We start from the raw sequence: 14,854 nt of genomic DNA, 5'->3' as shown, positions 1-14,854 counted from the left end.
TTGCCCCTGCGCCACCCGCGCCAGCGGGGCGTGTCGCTGATCGAGGCCGTGGTGGCGCTGGCCGTGATGGCCTTCGGCATCCTGGGCGTGGTCGGCGTGCAGCTCACGCTGCGCAACAACGCCGACATCGCCAAGCAGCGGGCGCAGGCCGTGCGCATCGCCCAGGAAGCCATCGAGGACTGGCGCGGTTTCACCACGCTGACGCTGCCGCTGCCCACCGGCCACGCGCTGGCCTATGAAGACATCGCCAGCGCCGCCACCACCACGGTGCCCACGGCCAGCGCGGGCGTTGCCAACACCACCTACACGATCACGCGCTGGGTCGAGGAGACGACCGAGCCGCGCGGCAAGTCGGTGCGCATCCAGGTGGCCTGGACCGACCGCACCGGCGCCACGCAGGACGTCGAGCTGAGCACCCGCATCTCGGGCATCCTGCCGGAGCTCTCGGGTGCGGTGTCGCTGCCGGGGCGCTCCCTGAACAACCAGCAGCTCGGCGGGCGCCACGGCGGCGTGCCGGTCGATGCGGTGGACCAGGGCGACGGCACCAGCAACTTCGCGCCGCCGGGCGCACCCAGCGGTGTCACCTGGGTCTTCAGCAACACCACGGGCCTGATCACCAGCATCTGCGTTGCCTTGCCGGCTCCGGCCACGGGCACCAGCTGCACGGCGCAGAACGCCACGTTGCTGGCGGGCTTCGTGCGCTTCGCGCTCGGCGGCGCGGCGCCCACCGTGGCGCCGACAGGCGCCAACGCGGAGTTCCCGACCGATCTGGTGCCCGCCGCGCTGATCTCGACCCTGGGTCTGGAGGTCCGCACGGTCTCGCCGAGCGTCACCCACCCCTGCTACGTGTCGGCGGTCGCGACCAGCACCTACATGCGCTACGCCTGTGCCGTGGTGCTGCCTGCGCCGCCCGCAACCACCTGGACCGGAACGAGTTTCCTCACCGGCCTGCCGCTGGCCACCAGCATCGCGGCCGGTGCCAGCAACACCGACTACCGTGTGTGCCGCTACACGCCGGCCACCAGCGCCGCCACCGTGGTGCCGAACATCGACCACCCGTTCGAGTACACCAATGTGTCGAGCTCGCTGGGGAACCAGAACTTCCTGGTCATCCGTGCAGGCGACGGCACCGCGGTGTTCGCCTGCCCCGGTGACGGGCCGTCGCCGCTGGTCAACGGCAACACGCTGCCGCACCAGCCGAACACCTAGGCCATCGCCGCCGTACCGGATGCCCACGCACCCGCTGGACCGCGAGCGCCTGCAACGCGCGCTGGACCTGGCCGCGACGTCCTTCGGCCTCACCGAGCCCAACCCACGGGTGGGCTGCGTCATCGGCACGGCCGACGGCCGCGTGTTCGGCGAAGGTGCCACGCAGCAGGCCGGCGGCGCGCACGCCGAGGTGCAGGCACTGCGCGCCGCGCAGGCCGCCGGCCACGACGTGCGTGGCGCCACCGCCTGGGTGACGCTGGAGCCCTGCGCCCACCACGGCCGCACGCCGCCCTGTTGCGACGCGCTGGTGGGAGCCGGCATCGGGCGCGTCGTGGCGGCGCTGCAGGATCCGTTCCCAGCGGTGGCCGGCACCGGCCTGCAGCGCCTGCGCGATGCCGGCATCACCGTCGAACTGGCAGGCACCGACCTTCCCGATCTGGCCGATCTGGCCGACGCCGCCCACGAACTCAACATCGGCTTCTTCTCGCGTGTGCAGCGCGGAAGGCCGTGGGTGCGCCTGAAGGCCGCCGCTTCGCTGGACGGCCGCACGGCACTGCCCAACGGCGTGAGCCAGTGGATCACCGGCGAGGCCGCCCGCCGCGACGGCCATGCCTGGCGCCGCCGTGCCGGCGCCGTGCTCACCGGCATCGGCACCGTGCTCGCCGACAACCCGCGGCTGGACGTGCGCCTGGTGCCCACGGCCCGCCAGCCGCTGCGCGTGGTGGTGGACTCGCAGCTGCGCCTGCCGCCCGATGCCGCGCTGCTGGCACCGCCCGGCGGCGTGCTGGTCGTCGGCGCCAGCGACCCCGGCACGCGGGCGCCCGTGCTGCAGGCCGCCGCCACCGTGCAATTGCTGCCGGGCAGCGACGGCCGGGTCGACCTGGGCGCGCTGCTGTCCGACCTGGCGGCCCGGGGCGTCAACGAACTGCACGTGGAAGCCGGCGCGGTGCTCAACGGTGCGCTGCTGGCCGGCGGCTGGGTCGACGAGCTGCTGCTCTACGTGGCGCCGACGCTGCTGGGCAGCGGGCGCGGCATCGCTGCGCTGGGCCCGTTCGAGCAGATGGCGCAGACGCTGCGCTTCGCCTTCCTGGACTGCACGCCGGTCGGCGGCGACCTGCGCCTGCGCCTGCGCCGCGCATCAGATGTATCGATGTCGATACGTTTTACAGAAGCACCGCCACGCGAATCGGGGGGCGACGCTAAGTGATTGATATGTATGATGCATTTCAGTTGGCGTAGCGATTGCTAGCTGCCTCACAACACCACAAGGGTCCGGCCGCCGAGCCGAGGAGTCCACAGATGAAAACAAGTCGATTGACGGTCCGTGCCGCCCTGGCTGCTGCAGCCCTGGCGCTGACCTCCGCAGTCCAGGCCGCGCCCGAGTACCTGCCGTATTTCGGCAGCGCCAACGTGAACGGCGACCTGACCAGCGAAGATGCGCTGGCCGTGCTGCAACTGCGCAACGACTTCCTCGGCATGGTGAAGGACACCAAGAACGAAAGCCTGGAATCCATCGCCAGCGGCACCAGCGTGTCGGGCCTGGGCCTGTTCGGTGGCGCCGCCACCATCCTGCCGCCGGCCTCCGGCACCGTGACCAACGTCACCGACTCCGGCGACGGCCCGCTCGGCCGCTACAACACCACGCCCGACTGCGTGGTGGGCACCGGCTGCAACTTCATCGAGACCGCGGTGAGCTTCACGCTGGCCTTCGGCGGCGACTACTCGGCCTTCGCCTTCTTCGGCACCGACTTCTCCGACTTCGACGGCGCCGTCTTCATCGAACTGCTGGAACGCGATGTCGCCGGCAACCTGGTCGGCGTGGCGGGCACCAAGGTGCAGATCTCCGGCCCCACCGGCAGCGAAGCGCTGGTCACCAATGAAGGTGGCGGCGACGGCTCGCTGCTGCACTTCGGCTTCATCGACAAGGCACGTTCGTACGCCGGCGTCAGCTTCAGCATCCTGCAGTCGGCCACCGACCCGCTGAACTACGACTTCCTGGGCTTCGACGACCTCGCGTTGGCCAACTATGACGCAGGCACGGTCACACCGCCCCCGACCGGCGTGCCCGAGCCCGGCACCCTGGCCCTGGCCGCGCTGAGCCTGGCTGGCCTGGCCGCCTCGCGCCGCAAGGCCCGCACGCCGCAGGCCTGAGTCCTTCGTCCCCGAACCACGGGCGGGCGCCGACAGGCGGCCCGCCCGTCGCCTTTGTGGCAGGCCGAAAACAGCCCGCCGCCTACAATCCCCCCATGCCGATTGCACCTGTTCCCGAGCTGGTGGCCGAACTCGCCGCCGGCCGCATGGTCATCCTCGTCGACGAGGAGGACCGCGAAAACGAAGGCGACCTCGTGCTCGCCGCCGAGCACGTCACGCCCGAGGCGATCAACTTCATGGCCCGCCACGCGCGCGGCCTGATCTGCCTGACGCTCACGCGCGAGCGCTGCGAGCGCCTGCAACTGCCGCCGATGGCCACGCGCAACGGCACCAAGCACGGCACCGCGTTCACGGTGTCGATCGAGGCCGCCACGGGTGTCACCACCGGCATCTCGGCCGCCGACCGCGCACGGACGGTGGCGGTCGCCGTGGCGCGCGACGCGACGGCAGCCGACCTGGTGCAACCCGGCCACATCTTCCCGCTGCAGGCCCAGGACGGCGGCGTGCTGATGCGCGCCGGCCACACCGAGGCCGGCTGCGACCTCGCCGGCATGGCCGGGCTGACGCCCGCCGCCGTGATCTGCGAGATCATGAAGGACGACGGCACCATGGCGCGCCTGCCCGACCTGGAGGTCTTCGCGCGCGAGCACGGCCTGAAGATCGGCACCATCGCCGACCTCATCGGCTACCGCAGCCGCAACGAGACGCTGATCCAGCGCGTGGGCCAGCGCCGCCTGGCCACGCCGCAGGGCGAGTTCGACTGCAGCGCCTTCCGCGACAAGAGCGGCAACCTGCACCTGGCCCTGAGCCACGGCCAGTGGACGCCCGACGACGCGGTACCGGTGCGGGTGCACGAACCCTTCACGGTGTTCGACATGCTCGACGCCGGCAGCAGCGGGCATTCGTGGCCCCTGCCGCAGGCGCTGGCCCGGCTGCGCCAGAGCCACCACGGCGTGGCCGTGCTGCTGAACTGCTCGCACGACGTCGAAGCCCTCCTGCCGCAGGTGCTGCCTGCGGCCGAACGCCCCGCGGCGCCCCGCGCGCAGATGGACCTGCGCACCTACGGCGTCGGCGCACAGATCCTGCGCGAACTCGGGGTGCGCCGCATGCAGCTGCTGGGCAGCCCGCGCCGCATGCCCAGCATGGTCGGCTACGGACTCGAAGTCACCGGCTTCGTGGCCGCCGCCAACTGAACGCCCGCCCCCCCCCAGGAGAACAGCACATGCAAGCAGCCGACAAGGGCACCGCGGGCGAACTCATCGGCGAGGGCCTGCGCATCGGCATCGTGCGCGCACGCTTCAACGACGCCATCACCTCCAAGCTGGCCGAGGCCTGCTTCAGCGAGCTCGACCGGCTGGAGGTCGACCCCGGCGACATCAAGCACGTCACCGTGCCCGGCGCCCTGGAGGTGCCGGTGGTGCTGAAGGCCATGGCCGAGTCGGGCGAGTACGACGCGCTCATCGCGCTGGGCTGCATCATCCGCGGCGAGACCTACCACTTCGAACTGGTCGCCAACGAAAGCGGGGCCGGGGTCTCGCGCGTGGCGCTGGACCACCAGGTGCCGGTCGCCAACGCCATCCTGACCGTCGAGAACGAAGCCCAGGCCTGGGCCCGCGCCGAGGACAAGGGCCGCGACGCCGCCCGCGTGGCGGTGGAAATGGCCAACCTGCTGGAAGACCTCACTTGAGCACCGACGCCCCCGAGCGCCCTGACGCCAACACGGCCGACACCGGCGCCCCCGCCGCCACGAAGCGTGCGCCGGCCAAGATCTCGCCGCGCCGCCGCTCGCGCATGCTCGCCCTGCAAGGCCTGTACGAATGGCTGCTGGGCGGCGGCGAGCCTGCCGTCATCGACGCGCACATGCACGAGCATGAAGGCTTCGAGAAGTGCGACCGCGCACACTTCGACGCCCTGCTGCACGGCTGCATCGCCGAAGCCGCCGCGCTCGACGCCGTGCTGAAGCGCCATGTCGACCGGCCCACGGCACAGCTCTCCCCGGTGGAGCACGGCGTGCTGCTGATCGGTGCGTACGAACTGACCCACTGCATGGACATCCCGTACCGCGTCGTCATCAACGAAGCGGTCGAGCTGGCGAAGAGCTTCGGCGGCACCGACGGCCACAAGTACGTCAACGGCGTGCTCGACAAGGCCGCAGGGGACCTGCGCCCGGTCGAGGTGGCGGCCCGCCGCGCCGGACGCCCGTCCTGACGGCCCTGCCGCGGCCGGCACGAGGCCGCGGCGCGCAGCCTTGCTGGCGGCGGACCGCGATCCCCCCTCCCCGGAGACCGCCCCGCGTTCAGGCCAGACGGCCGTGGCAGGCCTTGTACTTCTTGCCGCTGCCGCACGGGCACGGGTCGTTGCGGCCCACGCGGGGCAAGCCGCCGCCCGGCTGGGTGGCGGGGTCGGCGTCCTGCGAGACGCTGCCGTCTTCGTTCGGGTGCGTGTAGGTCACGTTCGACAGCTGGCTGGCTTGCTGCTCGATGGCCTCGGCTGCCTGCGCCGCCTGGTCCTGTGACTGGATGCGCACCGTCATCAGCACACGCGTGACTTCCATCTTCACCACGTCCAGCAACTGGCTGAAGAGCTCGAAGGCCTCGCGCTTGTATTCCTGCTTGGGGTTCTTCTGCGCATAGCCGCGCAGGTGGATGCCCTGGCGCAGGTAGTCCAGCGCCGCCAGGTGCTCGCGCCAGTGGCTGTCGATGCTCTGCAGCAGCACCATGCGCATGAAGGGCGTGAACTGCTCCATGCCCACGGCTTCGACCTTGCTGGCGAACAGCGCGTCGGCCGCGGCCACGACCTTCTCGACGATGTCGTCGTCGGTGATGCTGTCGCTGCCCTCGACGACACTGCGCAGCGCGACGTCGAGCTGCCACTCCTCCTTCAGCACCTTCTCCAGCCCCGGCAGGTCCCACTGCTCTTCCAGGCTCTCGGCCGGCACGAAGGTGCGCACGACCTCGGTCATCGCGCTCTTGCGCAGGTTGGCGATCTGCGCGTCCAGGCTGTCGGCCTCGAGGATCTCGTTGCGCTGCTGGTAGATGACCTTGCGCTGGTCGTTGCTGACGTCGTCGTACTCGAGCAGCTGCTTGCGCACGTCGAAGTTGCGCGCCTCGACCTTGCGCTGCGCGCTCTCGATGCTGCGGTTGACGATGCCGGCCTCGATGGCCTCGCCCTCGGGCATCTTCAGCCGGTCCATGATGGCGCGCACGCGGTCGCCCGCGAAGATGCGCATCAGCGGGTCGTCCAGGCTCAGGTAGAAGCGGCTGGCACCCGGGTCGCCCTGGCGGCCCGAGCGGCCGCGCAGCTGGTTGTCGATGCGCCGGCTCTCGTGGCGCTCGGTGGCCACGATGCGCAGGCCGCCGAGCGACTTCACCTGATCGTGCAGGCCCTGCCACTCGTCCTGCAGCTGCTTGGCGCGTGCAGCCTTCTCCTCGGCCGACAGGCTGGGGTCGGCTTCGAGGAACTGGATCTGCTTCTCGACGTTGCCGCCGAGCACGATGTCGGTGCCGCGGCCGGCCATGTTGGTGGCGATCGTCACCATCTTCGGCCGCCCGGCCTGCGCCACGATCTCGGCTTCCTTGGCGTGCTGCTTGGCGTTCAGCACGTGGTGGGGCAGCTTGGCCTTGGTCAGCAGCGCGGAGATGAGCTCGGAGTTCTCGATCGAGGTGGTGCCCACCAGCACCGGCTGGCCGCGTTCGTAGCAGTCGCGGATGTCGGCGACGACGGCGTCGTACTTCTCCTTGGCCGTCTTGTAGATGAGGTCGTTGTCGTCCTTGCGGATCGTCGGCTTGTTCGGCGGGATCACCACCGTCTCCAGGCCGTAGATCTCCTGGAACTCGAAGGCCTCGGTGTCGGCCGTGCCGGTCATGCCGCCGAGCTTGGCGTACATGCGGAAGTAGTTCTGGAAGGTGATCGAGGCGAGGGTCTGGTTCTCGCTCTGGATCTGGACGCCTTCCTTGGCTTCCACGGCCTGGTGCAGGCCGTCGCTCCAGCGCCGGCCCGTCATCAGGCGGCCGGTGAATTCGTCGACGATGACGACTTCGCCGTTCTGCACCACGTAGTGCTGGTCGCGGTTGTACAGGTGCGTGGCGCGCAGCGCCGCGTACACGTGGTGCATCAGCGCGATGTTGGAGGGGTCGTACAGGCTTGCGCCCTCGGCCAGCAGGCCGGCCTGCAGCAGCACGGCCTCGGCCTTCTCGTGGCCGGCTTCGGTGAGGAAGACCTGGTGCGTCTTCTCGTCGACGGTGAAGTCGCCGGGTTCGATGACTCCTTCGCCGGTGCGCGGGTCGGCTTCGCCGACCTGCTTCTTGAGCTGCGGGATCACGGCGTTGATGCGCACGTACAGCTCGGTGTGGTCTTCGGCCTGGCCGCTGATGATCAGCGGCGTGCGCGCCTCGTCGATGAGGATGGAGTCCACCTCGTCGACGATGGCGAAGTTCAGGCCGCGCGCGACACGGTCGCGCACTTCCAGCACCATGTTGTCGCGCAGGTAGTCGAAGCCGAACTCGTTGTTCGTGCCGTAGGTGATGTCGGCGGCGAAGGCCGCCTGCTTCTCTTCACGCGCCATGCCGGCGACGTTGACGCCCACGGTGAGACCGAGGAAGTTGTACAGCCGCCCCATCCACTCGGCATCGCGACGCACCAGGTAGTCGTTGACGGTGACGAGGTGCACGCCCTTGCCGGACAAGGCGTTCAGGTACACCGGCAGCGTCGCCATCAGCGTCTTGCCTTCGCCGGTGCGCATCTCGGCGATCTTGCCGTAGTGCAGCGCCATGCCGCCGATCAGCTGCACGTCGAAGTGCCGCATCTTCAGCGTGCGCTTGCCGGCTTCGCGCACCACGGCGAAGGCCTCGGGCAGCAGGTCGTCGAGCGTGGAGCCTGCGGCCAGGCGCTGCTTGAATTCGTCGGTCTTGGCGCGCAGCGCCGCGTCGTCCAGCGCCTCGAACCGGGGCTCCAGTGCGTTGATCGCTTCCACCGTGCGCCGGTACTGCTTCAGCAGGCGATCGTTGCGACTGCCGAAAATCTGGGTCAGGATCTTGGGGAACATGCAGCGTCCGCTGGGGCAGGAGTGATGGGGTGCGCAGCGGCATCTGGGGCCGGGCCCGCAGTTCTGCAAGGCAGCGCTGCAGGCCGGCCGCGGCCCCCGGATGCGGGGTGCCGGGACGCAGGCACGAAGCCCTTGAGTTTAGCTCAGCGCCGCCTGGGCGCCCGGCCTTCGGCCAGGGCCGGCGACGGTGCGCCGCGGCCGCCGCCCAGGAAGCGCAGCGGGTTCTGCGGCACACCGTCCACCAGCACCTCGAAGTGCAGGTGCGGGCCGGTGGACCGGCCGGAACTGCCGACCAGGGCGATGCGCTCGCCGCGCTTGACCAGGGCCCCGGCCGCCACCAGCAGTTGCGAGCAGTGCGCGTAGCGCGTGGACAGGCCGTTGCCGTGGTCGATCTCGATCACGTTGCCGTACTCCGGGTGGAAGCCCCTGTCGAGCACGAGTCCGCCCGCAGCGGCGTGGATCGGCGTGCCCGGCGGCGCCGGGAAGTCCAGGCCCGTGTGCAGCGCGGCGCGGCCGCTGAAAGGGTCGGACCGGAAGCCGAAGCCGGAGCCGATGGGGCCGTCCACCGGCTGCGAATTCGGGATCATCAGCGCCTGCAGGCGCGTTTCGAGCAGGCGCGATTCGATCAGGGTGAAGACGTCGGTGTGCTGGTCGGTGGCCAGGTCCATGCTGTCGACGAACTGCTGCAACTGCTGCAGCGAGGGGCGGGCGACTGGGGCCGGCACGAACGGGCCACCCTTGCCATCGGCATCGGTGCGCTGCAGCGGCCCCAGGTCTTCGGCCTTGACGCCTGCCAGGCCCGAGACCCGCTCGCCCATCGCTTCGAGCTTCACCAGCTTGGCCTGCATCTCGCCGACCTTCTGCGCGATGGCGTCCAGGTTCTCGCGCATGAAGCGGTCGCGCTGGGCGATCTCGTCGCGCACGACCAGCCGCACGATGGCACTCACCACGGGCCAGCCTTCGCGGGCGGCCTTCAGGAAGATGAAGTGGTAGATCGCACCCGAAGCCAGCATCAGCAGGCAGGCCAGCACCAGCCCTGCCGCCACCAACTGCACCCGGCTGAACTGCAGCACGCGCGTGCGCGCCATGCTGCCGTGGGTGATGAGCACCTGCATCGCTAGACTCCGTTCATGGCTCGACCCTCGTACCACCCCGGCACCTTCGCTCTCGGCGAAGCGCTGGGCCACAGCACGCCGCTGGCGCGGCTGCTGCAATTGGCGCGCGAATCCCAGGCCCGCTTCGCCGCCGTGAGCCCGCTGCTGCCGCCCGGCCTGCGCGAGGCCGTGCGCCCCGGGCCGCTGGACGACGAAGGGTGGCAGTTGCTGGTGGCCCACGGTGCCGCCGCAGCCAAGCTGCGTCAGCTGCTGCCGCGACTGGAAGCCGCGCTGCAAGCCGGGGGCTGGCAGGGTACACCCATCAAGGTGCGCATACAACCGAAGTCGTGACGCGCTGTGACGGCCCGGTCAAGGACCGGGCTGCGGCTGGCGGGCGGTGGTGCCGGCTTTCGGAATCGAACCGAAGACCTTCCGCTTACAAGGCGGGTGCTCTACCAACTGAGCTAAGCCGGCGTGGTCAGGCAGCGGATTCTAGGAGCCGCCGCGATCACTTGACACGCTTGAGCGCCGGACGGCCGCCCGGCGTGGCCGGGTCCGGCGGCTCGTCGACAGGACCGTCGTCGGCGGACTCGGCGTCGGCCTCGGGCTCCGACGTCGCCAGGCGCAGACCGCGCAACGGCGTCGGCGGCTTGCCGGACTCGGCCGCTGCAGGCGGCGTCTCGGCGGGGCCGCTGCCGCTGTCGGTGGGCACCGGGAAGGCCATGCCCTGGCCATTCTCGCGGGCGTAGATGGCCACGACGTGGTCGACGGGCACCTGGATGTCGCGCGAGGCGCCGCCGAAGCGCGCCTTGAACTCGACGAACTCGTTGCCCAGCTTCAGGCCGGAGGTCGCCTCGAAGCCCACGTTGAGAACGATCTCGTTGTTCTTCACGTACTCCATCGGCACCTGCACGGAGGCGTCGACGTACACGGCGATGTACGGCGTGAAGCCGTTGTCGGTGCACCAGTCGTGCAGCGCGCGCAGCAGGTAGGGCCGCGTGGACGTGCCCTGGTTGACGTCGGTGCCCGTCATCGCCGTGCCCTTACTTGCGCATCACCTTCTCGGAGGGCGTCAGCGCCTCGATGTAGGCCGGGCGCGAGAAGATGCGCTCGGCGTACTTCAACAGTGGCACCGCGTTCTTGCTGAGATCGATGCCGTAGTAGTCCAGGCGCCACAGCAGCGGCGCGATGGCGACGTCGAGCATGCTGAAGTCGTCGCCCAGCATGTACTTGTTCTTCAGGAAGATCGGCGCCAGCTGCGTCAGCCGGTCGCGGATCTGGCTGCGCGCCTTCTCCAGCTGCTTGTCCGTGGCCTTCACGCCGCGGCTTTCCAGCAGGTTCACGTGCGCGAACAGTTCCTTCTCGAAGTTGAAGAGGAACAGCCGCACGCGGGCACGCGCCACCGGGTCGCCCGGCATCAGCTGCGGATGCGGGAAACGCTCGTCGATGTACTCGTTGATGATGTGCGACTCGTACAGGATGAGGTCGCGCTCCACCAGGATGGGCACCTCGTTGTACGGGTTCATCAGCGCGATGTCTTCGGGCTTCGCGAACAGGTCGACGTCGCGGATCTCGAAATCCATGCCCTTCTCGAACAGCACGAAGCGGCAGCGGTGCGAATAGGGGCAGGTGGTTCCGGAGTAAAGCACCATCATGGTGGGTGGCCCTTCTTCTATGCGTCGTCAAAAGGGCCAGCTGGCCCCGGAAAAGAAACGAACGCAGTGGGTGCCGGACGGCGCCCACTGCGCTGGACATGCGGCGCGCCAGGCGCGCCGACGAATCGAGGACTTACTTGATGTCCTTCCAGAACGCCGCGTTCAGGCGCCAGGCGATGACGGTGAACACGCCAAGGAAGATCAGCACCCAGACGCCCAGGCGCGTGCGGCTGTTCTGCACGGGCTCGCCCATCCACTGCAGGAAGGCCACCAGATCGGCCGTCGCGGTGTTGTACTCGGCCTGCGTCATGGTGCCCGGCGTGATCTGCTCGAAGCCCTTGAAGACCTGGACCACCTTCGTCGCGTCGTGCGGGTCCTTCTCCTCGGCGAAGACGGCGCGCTGCTGGCCCTGCAGTTCCCACAGCACGTGCGGCATGCCGACGCCGGGGAACGCGAGATTGTTCCAGCCGGTGGCCTTGGTCTCGTCGCGGTAGTAGGTGCGCAGGTAGGTGTAGACGTAGTCCGCACCCGTGCCCTGGCCCGCGGCCGAGCGCGACCGCGCGATCAGCGTCAGGTCGGGCGGCAGGCCGCCGAACCAGTCCTTCGCGTCCTTCGGATCCAGCGGTACCTTCATGAGGTCGCCGACCTTGGCACCGGTGAAGATCAGGTTGTCCTTGATCTGCTGCTCGGTCAGGCCGATGTCGCGCAGGCGGTTGTAACGCATGAACGCTGCCTGGTGGCAGTTCAGGCAGTAGTTGACGAACAGCTTGGCGCCGTTCTGCAGCGCCGCCATGTCGGTCACGCGCTCGGTCGGGAACTTGTCCCAGGCGATGCCGCCACCGGCCGCATGGGCCGTCGTGCCGAAGATCGACAAGCTGGCCAGCAGGGAGAGGATCAGTTTCTTCATGTTGTGGACTTTCGCTGCCAGGCTCAGTGCGGCTGGAAGGTGACGCGGTCGGGCACGCGCTTGAACTCGCCGATGCGGCTCCACCACGGCATCAGCAGGAAGAAGCCGAAGTAGAACAGCGTGCCGGCCTGCGACACCAGGGTGCCGATGTCGGAAGGCGGCTTGATGCCCAGGTAGCCCAGCACGAAGAAGTTGATGACGAAGGCGCCGTACAGCCACTTGTTCCAGTTCGGGCGGTAGCGGATCGAGCGCACCGGGCTGCGGTCCAGCCAGGGCAGCGGGAACATGATCATCACCGCCAGGCCCATCACCACGACGCCCCAGAACTTGGCGTCGAAGGCCTTCAGCAGCAGGCACGCAACCAGCGCGAACACCAGCGGCGCCCACTTCCACAGGCCCTTGAAGCCGCCCTTCAGGAAGGCCAGCACGCCGGCCACGGCGATCAGCACCACGAACACGGTGACCATGTCGTCGGTGACGGCGCGCAGCATCGAGTAGTACGGCGTGAAGTACCAGACCGGGGCGATGTGCGCCGGCGTCTTCAGCGGATCGGCCGGAATGAAGTTGTTGTACTCGAGGAAGTAGCCGCCGCCTTCGGGCGCGAAGAAGATCACCGCGCTGAAGATCATCAGGAAGACGCTGACCCCCATGATGTCGTGCACCGAGTAGTACGGGTGGAAGGGGATGCCGTCGAGCGGAATGCCGGTCTTCGGGTCCTTCTTGGCCTTGATCTCGATGCCGTCGGGGTTGTTGGAACCCACGTCGTGCAGCGCCAGCAGGTGCGCCACGACCAGGCCCAGCAGCACCAGCGGCACGGCGATGACGTGGAAGCTGAAGAAGCGGTTCAGGGTGGCGTCGCCGACGACGTAGTCGCCGCGGATCAGCAGCGACAGGTCCTCACCGACGAACGGGATGGCGGCGAACAGGTTGATGATGACCTGCGCGCCCCAGTACGACATCTGGCCCCACGGCAGCAGATAGCCCATGAAGGCCTCGGCCATCAGGCACAGGAAGATGGCGCAACCGAAGATCCAGACCAGTTCGCGCGGCTTCTTGTAGCTGCCGTAGATCATGCCGCGGAACATGTGCAGGTAGACCACGACGAAGAAGGCCGAGGCGCCGGTGCTGTGCATGTAGCGCACCAGCCAGCCCCAGGGCACGTCGCGCATGATGTACTCGACCGATGCGAAGGCCAGCGCCGCGTCGGGCTTGTAGTGCATCACCAGGAAGATGCCGGTGACGATCTGGATCACCAGCACCAGCATCGCCAGCGAGCCGAAGAAGTACCAGAAGTTGAAGTTCTTCGGAGCGTAGTACTCCGACATGTGCACCTTGTAGGCGTCGAACGCCGTCGGGATGCGGTTCTGGAACCAGTTGGTGACCTGCGCGGACACCGGGGCGCCAGGGGGCAATTGCTTGAATTCAGCCATGTGTTTGACCTTGGTCCTTGACTGCGAGCTCAGGCCTTCTTGTCTTCACCGATCAGCAGAACGGTGTCGGACAAGTACATGTGCGGCGGCACTTCCAGGTTGTCGGGCGCGGGCTTGTTCTTGAACACGCGGCCGGCCATGTCGAAGGTGGAGCCGTGGCACGGGCACAGGAAGCCGCCGGCCCAGTCGTCGGGCAGCGACGGCTGGGCGCCGGTGGTGAACTTGTCGCTCGGCGAGCAGCCCAGGTGCGAGCAGATGCCGACGCCGACGAAGAACTCGGGCTTGATCGAGCGCCACTCGTTCTTCGCGTAGTCGGGCGTCGGGTACTGCGTGCGGTCGGACTTCGGGTCGGCCAGCTGCGGGTCCAGCTTCGGCAGCGCCTCGAGCTGCTCCTTCGTGCGGCGCACGATCCACACCGGCTTGCCGCGCCACTCGACCGTGAGCTTCTCGCCCGGCTGGATGGCGCTGATGTCCACCTGCACCGGCGCGCCGGCTGCGCGGGCACGCTCCGACGGCGCGAAGGTGCTGATGAACGGCACGGCGACCGCGGCACCGCCGACGGCGCCGGCGCCGCAGGTGATGGCGATCCAGGTACGGCGGCTTTGGTCGACGGCGGCCTCGCTGGAGGCGCCTGCCGGTCCGGCGGCGTGCGCGGCGGCCTGAGTCATGTCCGACATTGGATGTCCTTGACGATGTTCTGGGGGGATTCGGGTCAACCCGGGATTCTAGCCGAGGCCACTGACCCTGGCCCGCGCTCGGGCGCGGGCGGCTCTGACGCCGACTTGACGCCGGCACCAGCGCCACCTACCGTTGCCGCGCCGGAAGCTTCCGGCGCGGCCGGGCTGCACCGGCTGCTGCATCCACAAGACAACAACCCAGGAGTGCGCCGCATGAGTGTCGTATCGGAGTTCAAGGAATTCGCCACCAAAGGTAACGTCATCGACCTCGCGGTGGGCGTGATCATCGGCGGCGCCTTCGGCAAGATCGTCGACTCGCTGGTCGGCGACGTGATCATGCCCATCGTCGGCAAGATCTTCGGCGGCCTGGACTTCAGCAACTACTTCATCCCGCTGTCGGGCCAGACCGCGACCACGCTGGTCGAGGCCAAGAAGGCTGGCGCCGTGTTCGCCTACGGCAGCTTCATCACGGTCTCGGTGAACTTCATCATCCTGGCCTTCATCATCTTCATGATGGTCAAGCAGATCAACAAGCTCAAGCGCAACCAGCCGCCGGCGCCGCCCGCCCCGCCGGCACCGACGCCCGAGGACGTGCTGCTGCTGCGTGAGATCCGCGACGCGCTGTCCCGCAAGTAGGGGCCGGGGCCGACGCCCGCCGCGGGCGGTTGCCGCATACTAGGCGGCTGC

15 protein-coding genes and 1 tRNA gene are annotated in these 14,854 nt (G+C 68.8%); 8 read left to right on the top strand and 8 right to left on the bottom strand.

The features are described from left to right. From ACPOLB_RS20415 to nusB, 6 genes are all read left to right on the top strand, one after another. Entirely contained in the window at window positions 1–1,209 is a 1,209-nt protein-coding gene (locus ACPOLB_RS20415) for a type IV pilus modification PilV family protein (protein WP_425257868.1), read from the top strand. Window positions 1,210–1,228: 19 nt separating this feature from the next. Continuing rightward, window positions 1,229–2,416, top strand: coding sequence for a bifunctional diaminohydroxyphosphoribosylaminopyrimidine deaminase/5-amino-6-(5-phosphoribosylamino)uracil reductase RibD (gene ribD, locus ACPOLB_RS20410; protein ID WP_425257867.1), 1,188 nt, complete (start codon window positions 1,229–1,231; stop codon window positions 2,414–2,416). 107 nt (window positions 2,417–2,523) lie between these two features. Then, complete coding sequence (locus ACPOLB_RS20405) at window positions 2,524–3,360, top strand: PEP-CTERM sorting domain-containing protein (protein WP_425257866.1); 837 nt, start codon at window positions 2,524–2,526, stop codon at window positions 3,358–3,360. A gap of 95 nt (window positions 3,361–3,455) precedes the next feature. Continuing rightward, entirely contained in the window at window positions 3,456–4,553 is a 1,098-nt protein-coding gene (gene ribBA / locus ACPOLB_RS20400) for a bifunctional 3,4-dihydroxy-2-butanone-4-phosphate synthase/GTP cyclohydrolase II (protein ID WP_425257865.1), read from the top strand. Window positions 4,554–4,582: 29 nt separating this feature from the next. Beyond that, window positions 4,583–5,047, top strand: coding sequence for a 6,7-dimethyl-8-ribityllumazine synthase (ribH, locus tag ACPOLB_RS20395; RefSeq protein WP_425257864.1), 465 nt, complete (start codon window positions 4,583–4,585; stop codon window positions 5,045–5,047). Beyond that, window positions 5,044–5,568, top strand: coding sequence for a transcription antitermination factor NusB (gene nusB, locus ACPOLB_RS20390; RefSeq protein ID WP_425257863.1), 525 nt, complete (start codon window positions 5,044–5,046; stop codon window positions 5,566–5,568). The genes ribH and nusB overlap by 4 nt, the downstream gene beginning before the upstream one ends. A gap of 88 nt (window positions 5,569–5,656) precedes the next feature. On the opposite strand, the gene secA is transcribed toward nusB, so the two are convergent. Both secA and ACPOLB_RS20380 read right to left on the bottom strand, forming a co-directional pair. Next, window positions 5,657–8,404 carry a preprotein translocase subunit SecA gene (gene secA, locus ACPOLB_RS20385; RefSeq protein WP_425257862.1) on the bottom strand — a complete coding sequence of 916 codons (2,748 nt, stop codon included), beginning with the start codon at window positions 8,402–8,404 and terminating at the stop codon, window positions 5,657–5,659. 143 nt (window positions 8,405–8,547) lie between these two features. After that, window positions 8,548–9,519 (bottom strand): M23 family metallopeptidase, encoded by a 972-nt coding sequence (locus ACPOLB_RS20380; protein WP_425257861.1) that lies wholly within the window; start codon window positions 9,517–9,519, stop codon window positions 8,548–8,550. Between the two features lie 15 nt (window positions 9,520–9,534). On the opposite strand from ACPOLB_RS20380, the gene ACPOLB_RS20375 reads away from it, so the two are divergent. Next, window positions 9,535–9,849: a hypothetical protein gene (locus tag ACPOLB_RS20375; RefSeq protein ID WP_425257860.1), complete on the top strand. Its 315-nt coding sequence runs from the start codon at window positions 9,535–9,537 to the stop codon at window positions 9,847–9,849. Between the two features lie 47 nt (window positions 9,850–9,896). On the opposite strand, the gene ACPOLB_RS20370 is transcribed toward ACPOLB_RS20375, so the two are convergent. The 6 genes from ACPOLB_RS20370 to petA form a co-directional block, all read right to left on the bottom strand. Beyond that, window positions 9,897–9,972 (bottom strand) — tRNA-Thr (locus tag ACPOLB_RS20370). A 34-nt stretch (window positions 9,973–10,006) separates the two neighbouring features. After that, window positions 10,007–10,531: a ClpXP protease specificity-enhancing factor gene (locus tag ACPOLB_RS20365; protein ID WP_425257859.1), complete on the bottom strand. Its 525-nt coding sequence runs from the start codon at window positions 10,529–10,531 to the stop codon at window positions 10,007–10,009. Window positions 10,532–10,541: 10 nt separating this feature from the next. Beyond that, window positions 10,542–11,153, bottom strand: a complete 612-nt coding sequence (locus ACPOLB_RS20360) for a glutathione S-transferase N-terminal domain-containing protein (protein WP_425257858.1) — start codon at window positions 11,151–11,153, stop codon at window positions 10,542–10,544. A gap of 133 nt (window positions 11,154–11,286) precedes the next feature. Continuing rightward, window positions 11,287–12,060, bottom strand: a complete 774-nt coding sequence (locus ACPOLB_RS20355) for a cytochrome c1 (RefSeq protein ID WP_425257857.1) — start codon at window positions 12,058–12,060, stop codon at window positions 11,287–11,289. A gap of 23 nt (window positions 12,061–12,083) precedes the next feature. Next, entirely contained in the window at window positions 12,084–13,490 is a 1,407-nt protein-coding gene (locus tag ACPOLB_RS20350; protein WP_425257856.1) for a cytochrome b, read from the bottom strand. A gap of 29 nt (window positions 13,491–13,519) precedes the next feature. After that, window positions 13,520–14,158 carry a ubiquinol-cytochrome c reductase iron-sulfur subunit gene (gene petA, locus ACPOLB_RS20345; RefSeq protein ID WP_425261954.1) on the bottom strand — a complete coding sequence of 213 codons (639 nt, stop codon included), beginning with the start codon at window positions 14,156–14,158 and terminating at the stop codon, window positions 13,520–13,522. A gap of 222 nt (window positions 14,159–14,380) precedes the next feature. On the opposite strand from petA, the gene mscL reads away from it, so the two are divergent. Further along, window positions 14,381–14,803 carry a large conductance mechanosensitive channel protein MscL gene (gene mscL / locus ACPOLB_RS20340; protein WP_425257855.1) on the top strand — a complete coding sequence of 141 codons (423 nt, stop codon included), beginning with the start codon at window positions 14,381–14,383 and terminating at the stop codon, window positions 14,801–14,803. Window positions 14,804–14,854: the final 51 nt, after the last annotated feature.

This window comes from Rubrivivax soli, from assembly GCF_049810355.1.
GTDB lineage: Bacteria > Pseudomonadota > Gammaproteobacteria > Burkholderiales > Burkholderiaceae_C > Rubrivivax.
This window is presented reverse-complemented; position numbering and strand designations above follow the sequence as displayed.

Excerpts from the sequence above, each read along its gene's own strand:
- ACPOLB_RS20375 (WP_425257860.1), top strand. The coding sequence starts at position 9,535 with ATGGCTCGACCCTCGTACCACCCCGGCACCTTCGCTCTCGGCGAAGCG.
- ribH (WP_425257864.1), top strand. The coding sequence starts at position 4,583 with ATGCAAGCAGCCGACAAGGGCACCGCGGGCGAACTCATCGGCGAGGGC.
- mscL (WP_425257855.1), top strand. The coding sequence starts at position 14,381 with ATGAGTGTCGTATCGGAGTTCAAGGAATTCGCCACCAAAGGTAACGTC.
- petA (WP_425261954.1), bottom strand. The coding sequence starts at position 14,158 with ATGACTCAGGCCGCCGCGCACGCCGCCGGACCGGCAGGCGCCTCCAGC.
- ACPOLB_RS20360 (WP_425257858.1), bottom strand. The coding sequence starts at position 11,153 with ATGATGGTGCTTTACTCCGGAACCACCTGCCCCTATTCGCACCGCTGC.
- secA (WP_425257862.1), bottom strand. The coding sequence starts at position 8,404 with ATGTTCCCCAAGATCCTGACCCAGATTTTCGGCAGTCGCAACGATCGC.
- ACPOLB_RS20365 (WP_425257859.1), bottom strand. The coding sequence starts at position 10,531 with ATGACGGGCACCGACGTCAACCAGGGCACGTCCACGCGGCCCTACCTG.
- ribD (WP_425257867.1), top strand. The coding sequence starts at position 1,229 with ATGCCCACGCACCCGCTGGACCGCGAGCGCCTGCAACGCGCGCTGGAC.
- ACPOLB_RS20350 (WP_425257856.1), bottom strand. The coding sequence starts at position 13,490 with ATGGCTGAATTCAAGCAATTGCCCCCTGGCGCCCCGGTGTCCGCGCAG.
- ACPOLB_RS20380 (WP_425257861.1), bottom strand. The coding sequence starts at position 9,519 with ATGCAGGTGCTCATCACCCACGGCAGCATGGCGCGCACGCGCGTGCTG.
- ribBA (WP_425257865.1), top strand. The coding sequence starts at position 3,456 with ATGCCGATTGCACCTGTTCCCGAGCTGGTGGCCGAACTCGCCGCCGGC.
- ACPOLB_RS20355 (WP_425257857.1), bottom strand. The coding sequence starts at position 12,060 with ATGAAGAAACTGATCCTCTCCCTGCTGGCCAGCTTGTCGATCTTCGGC.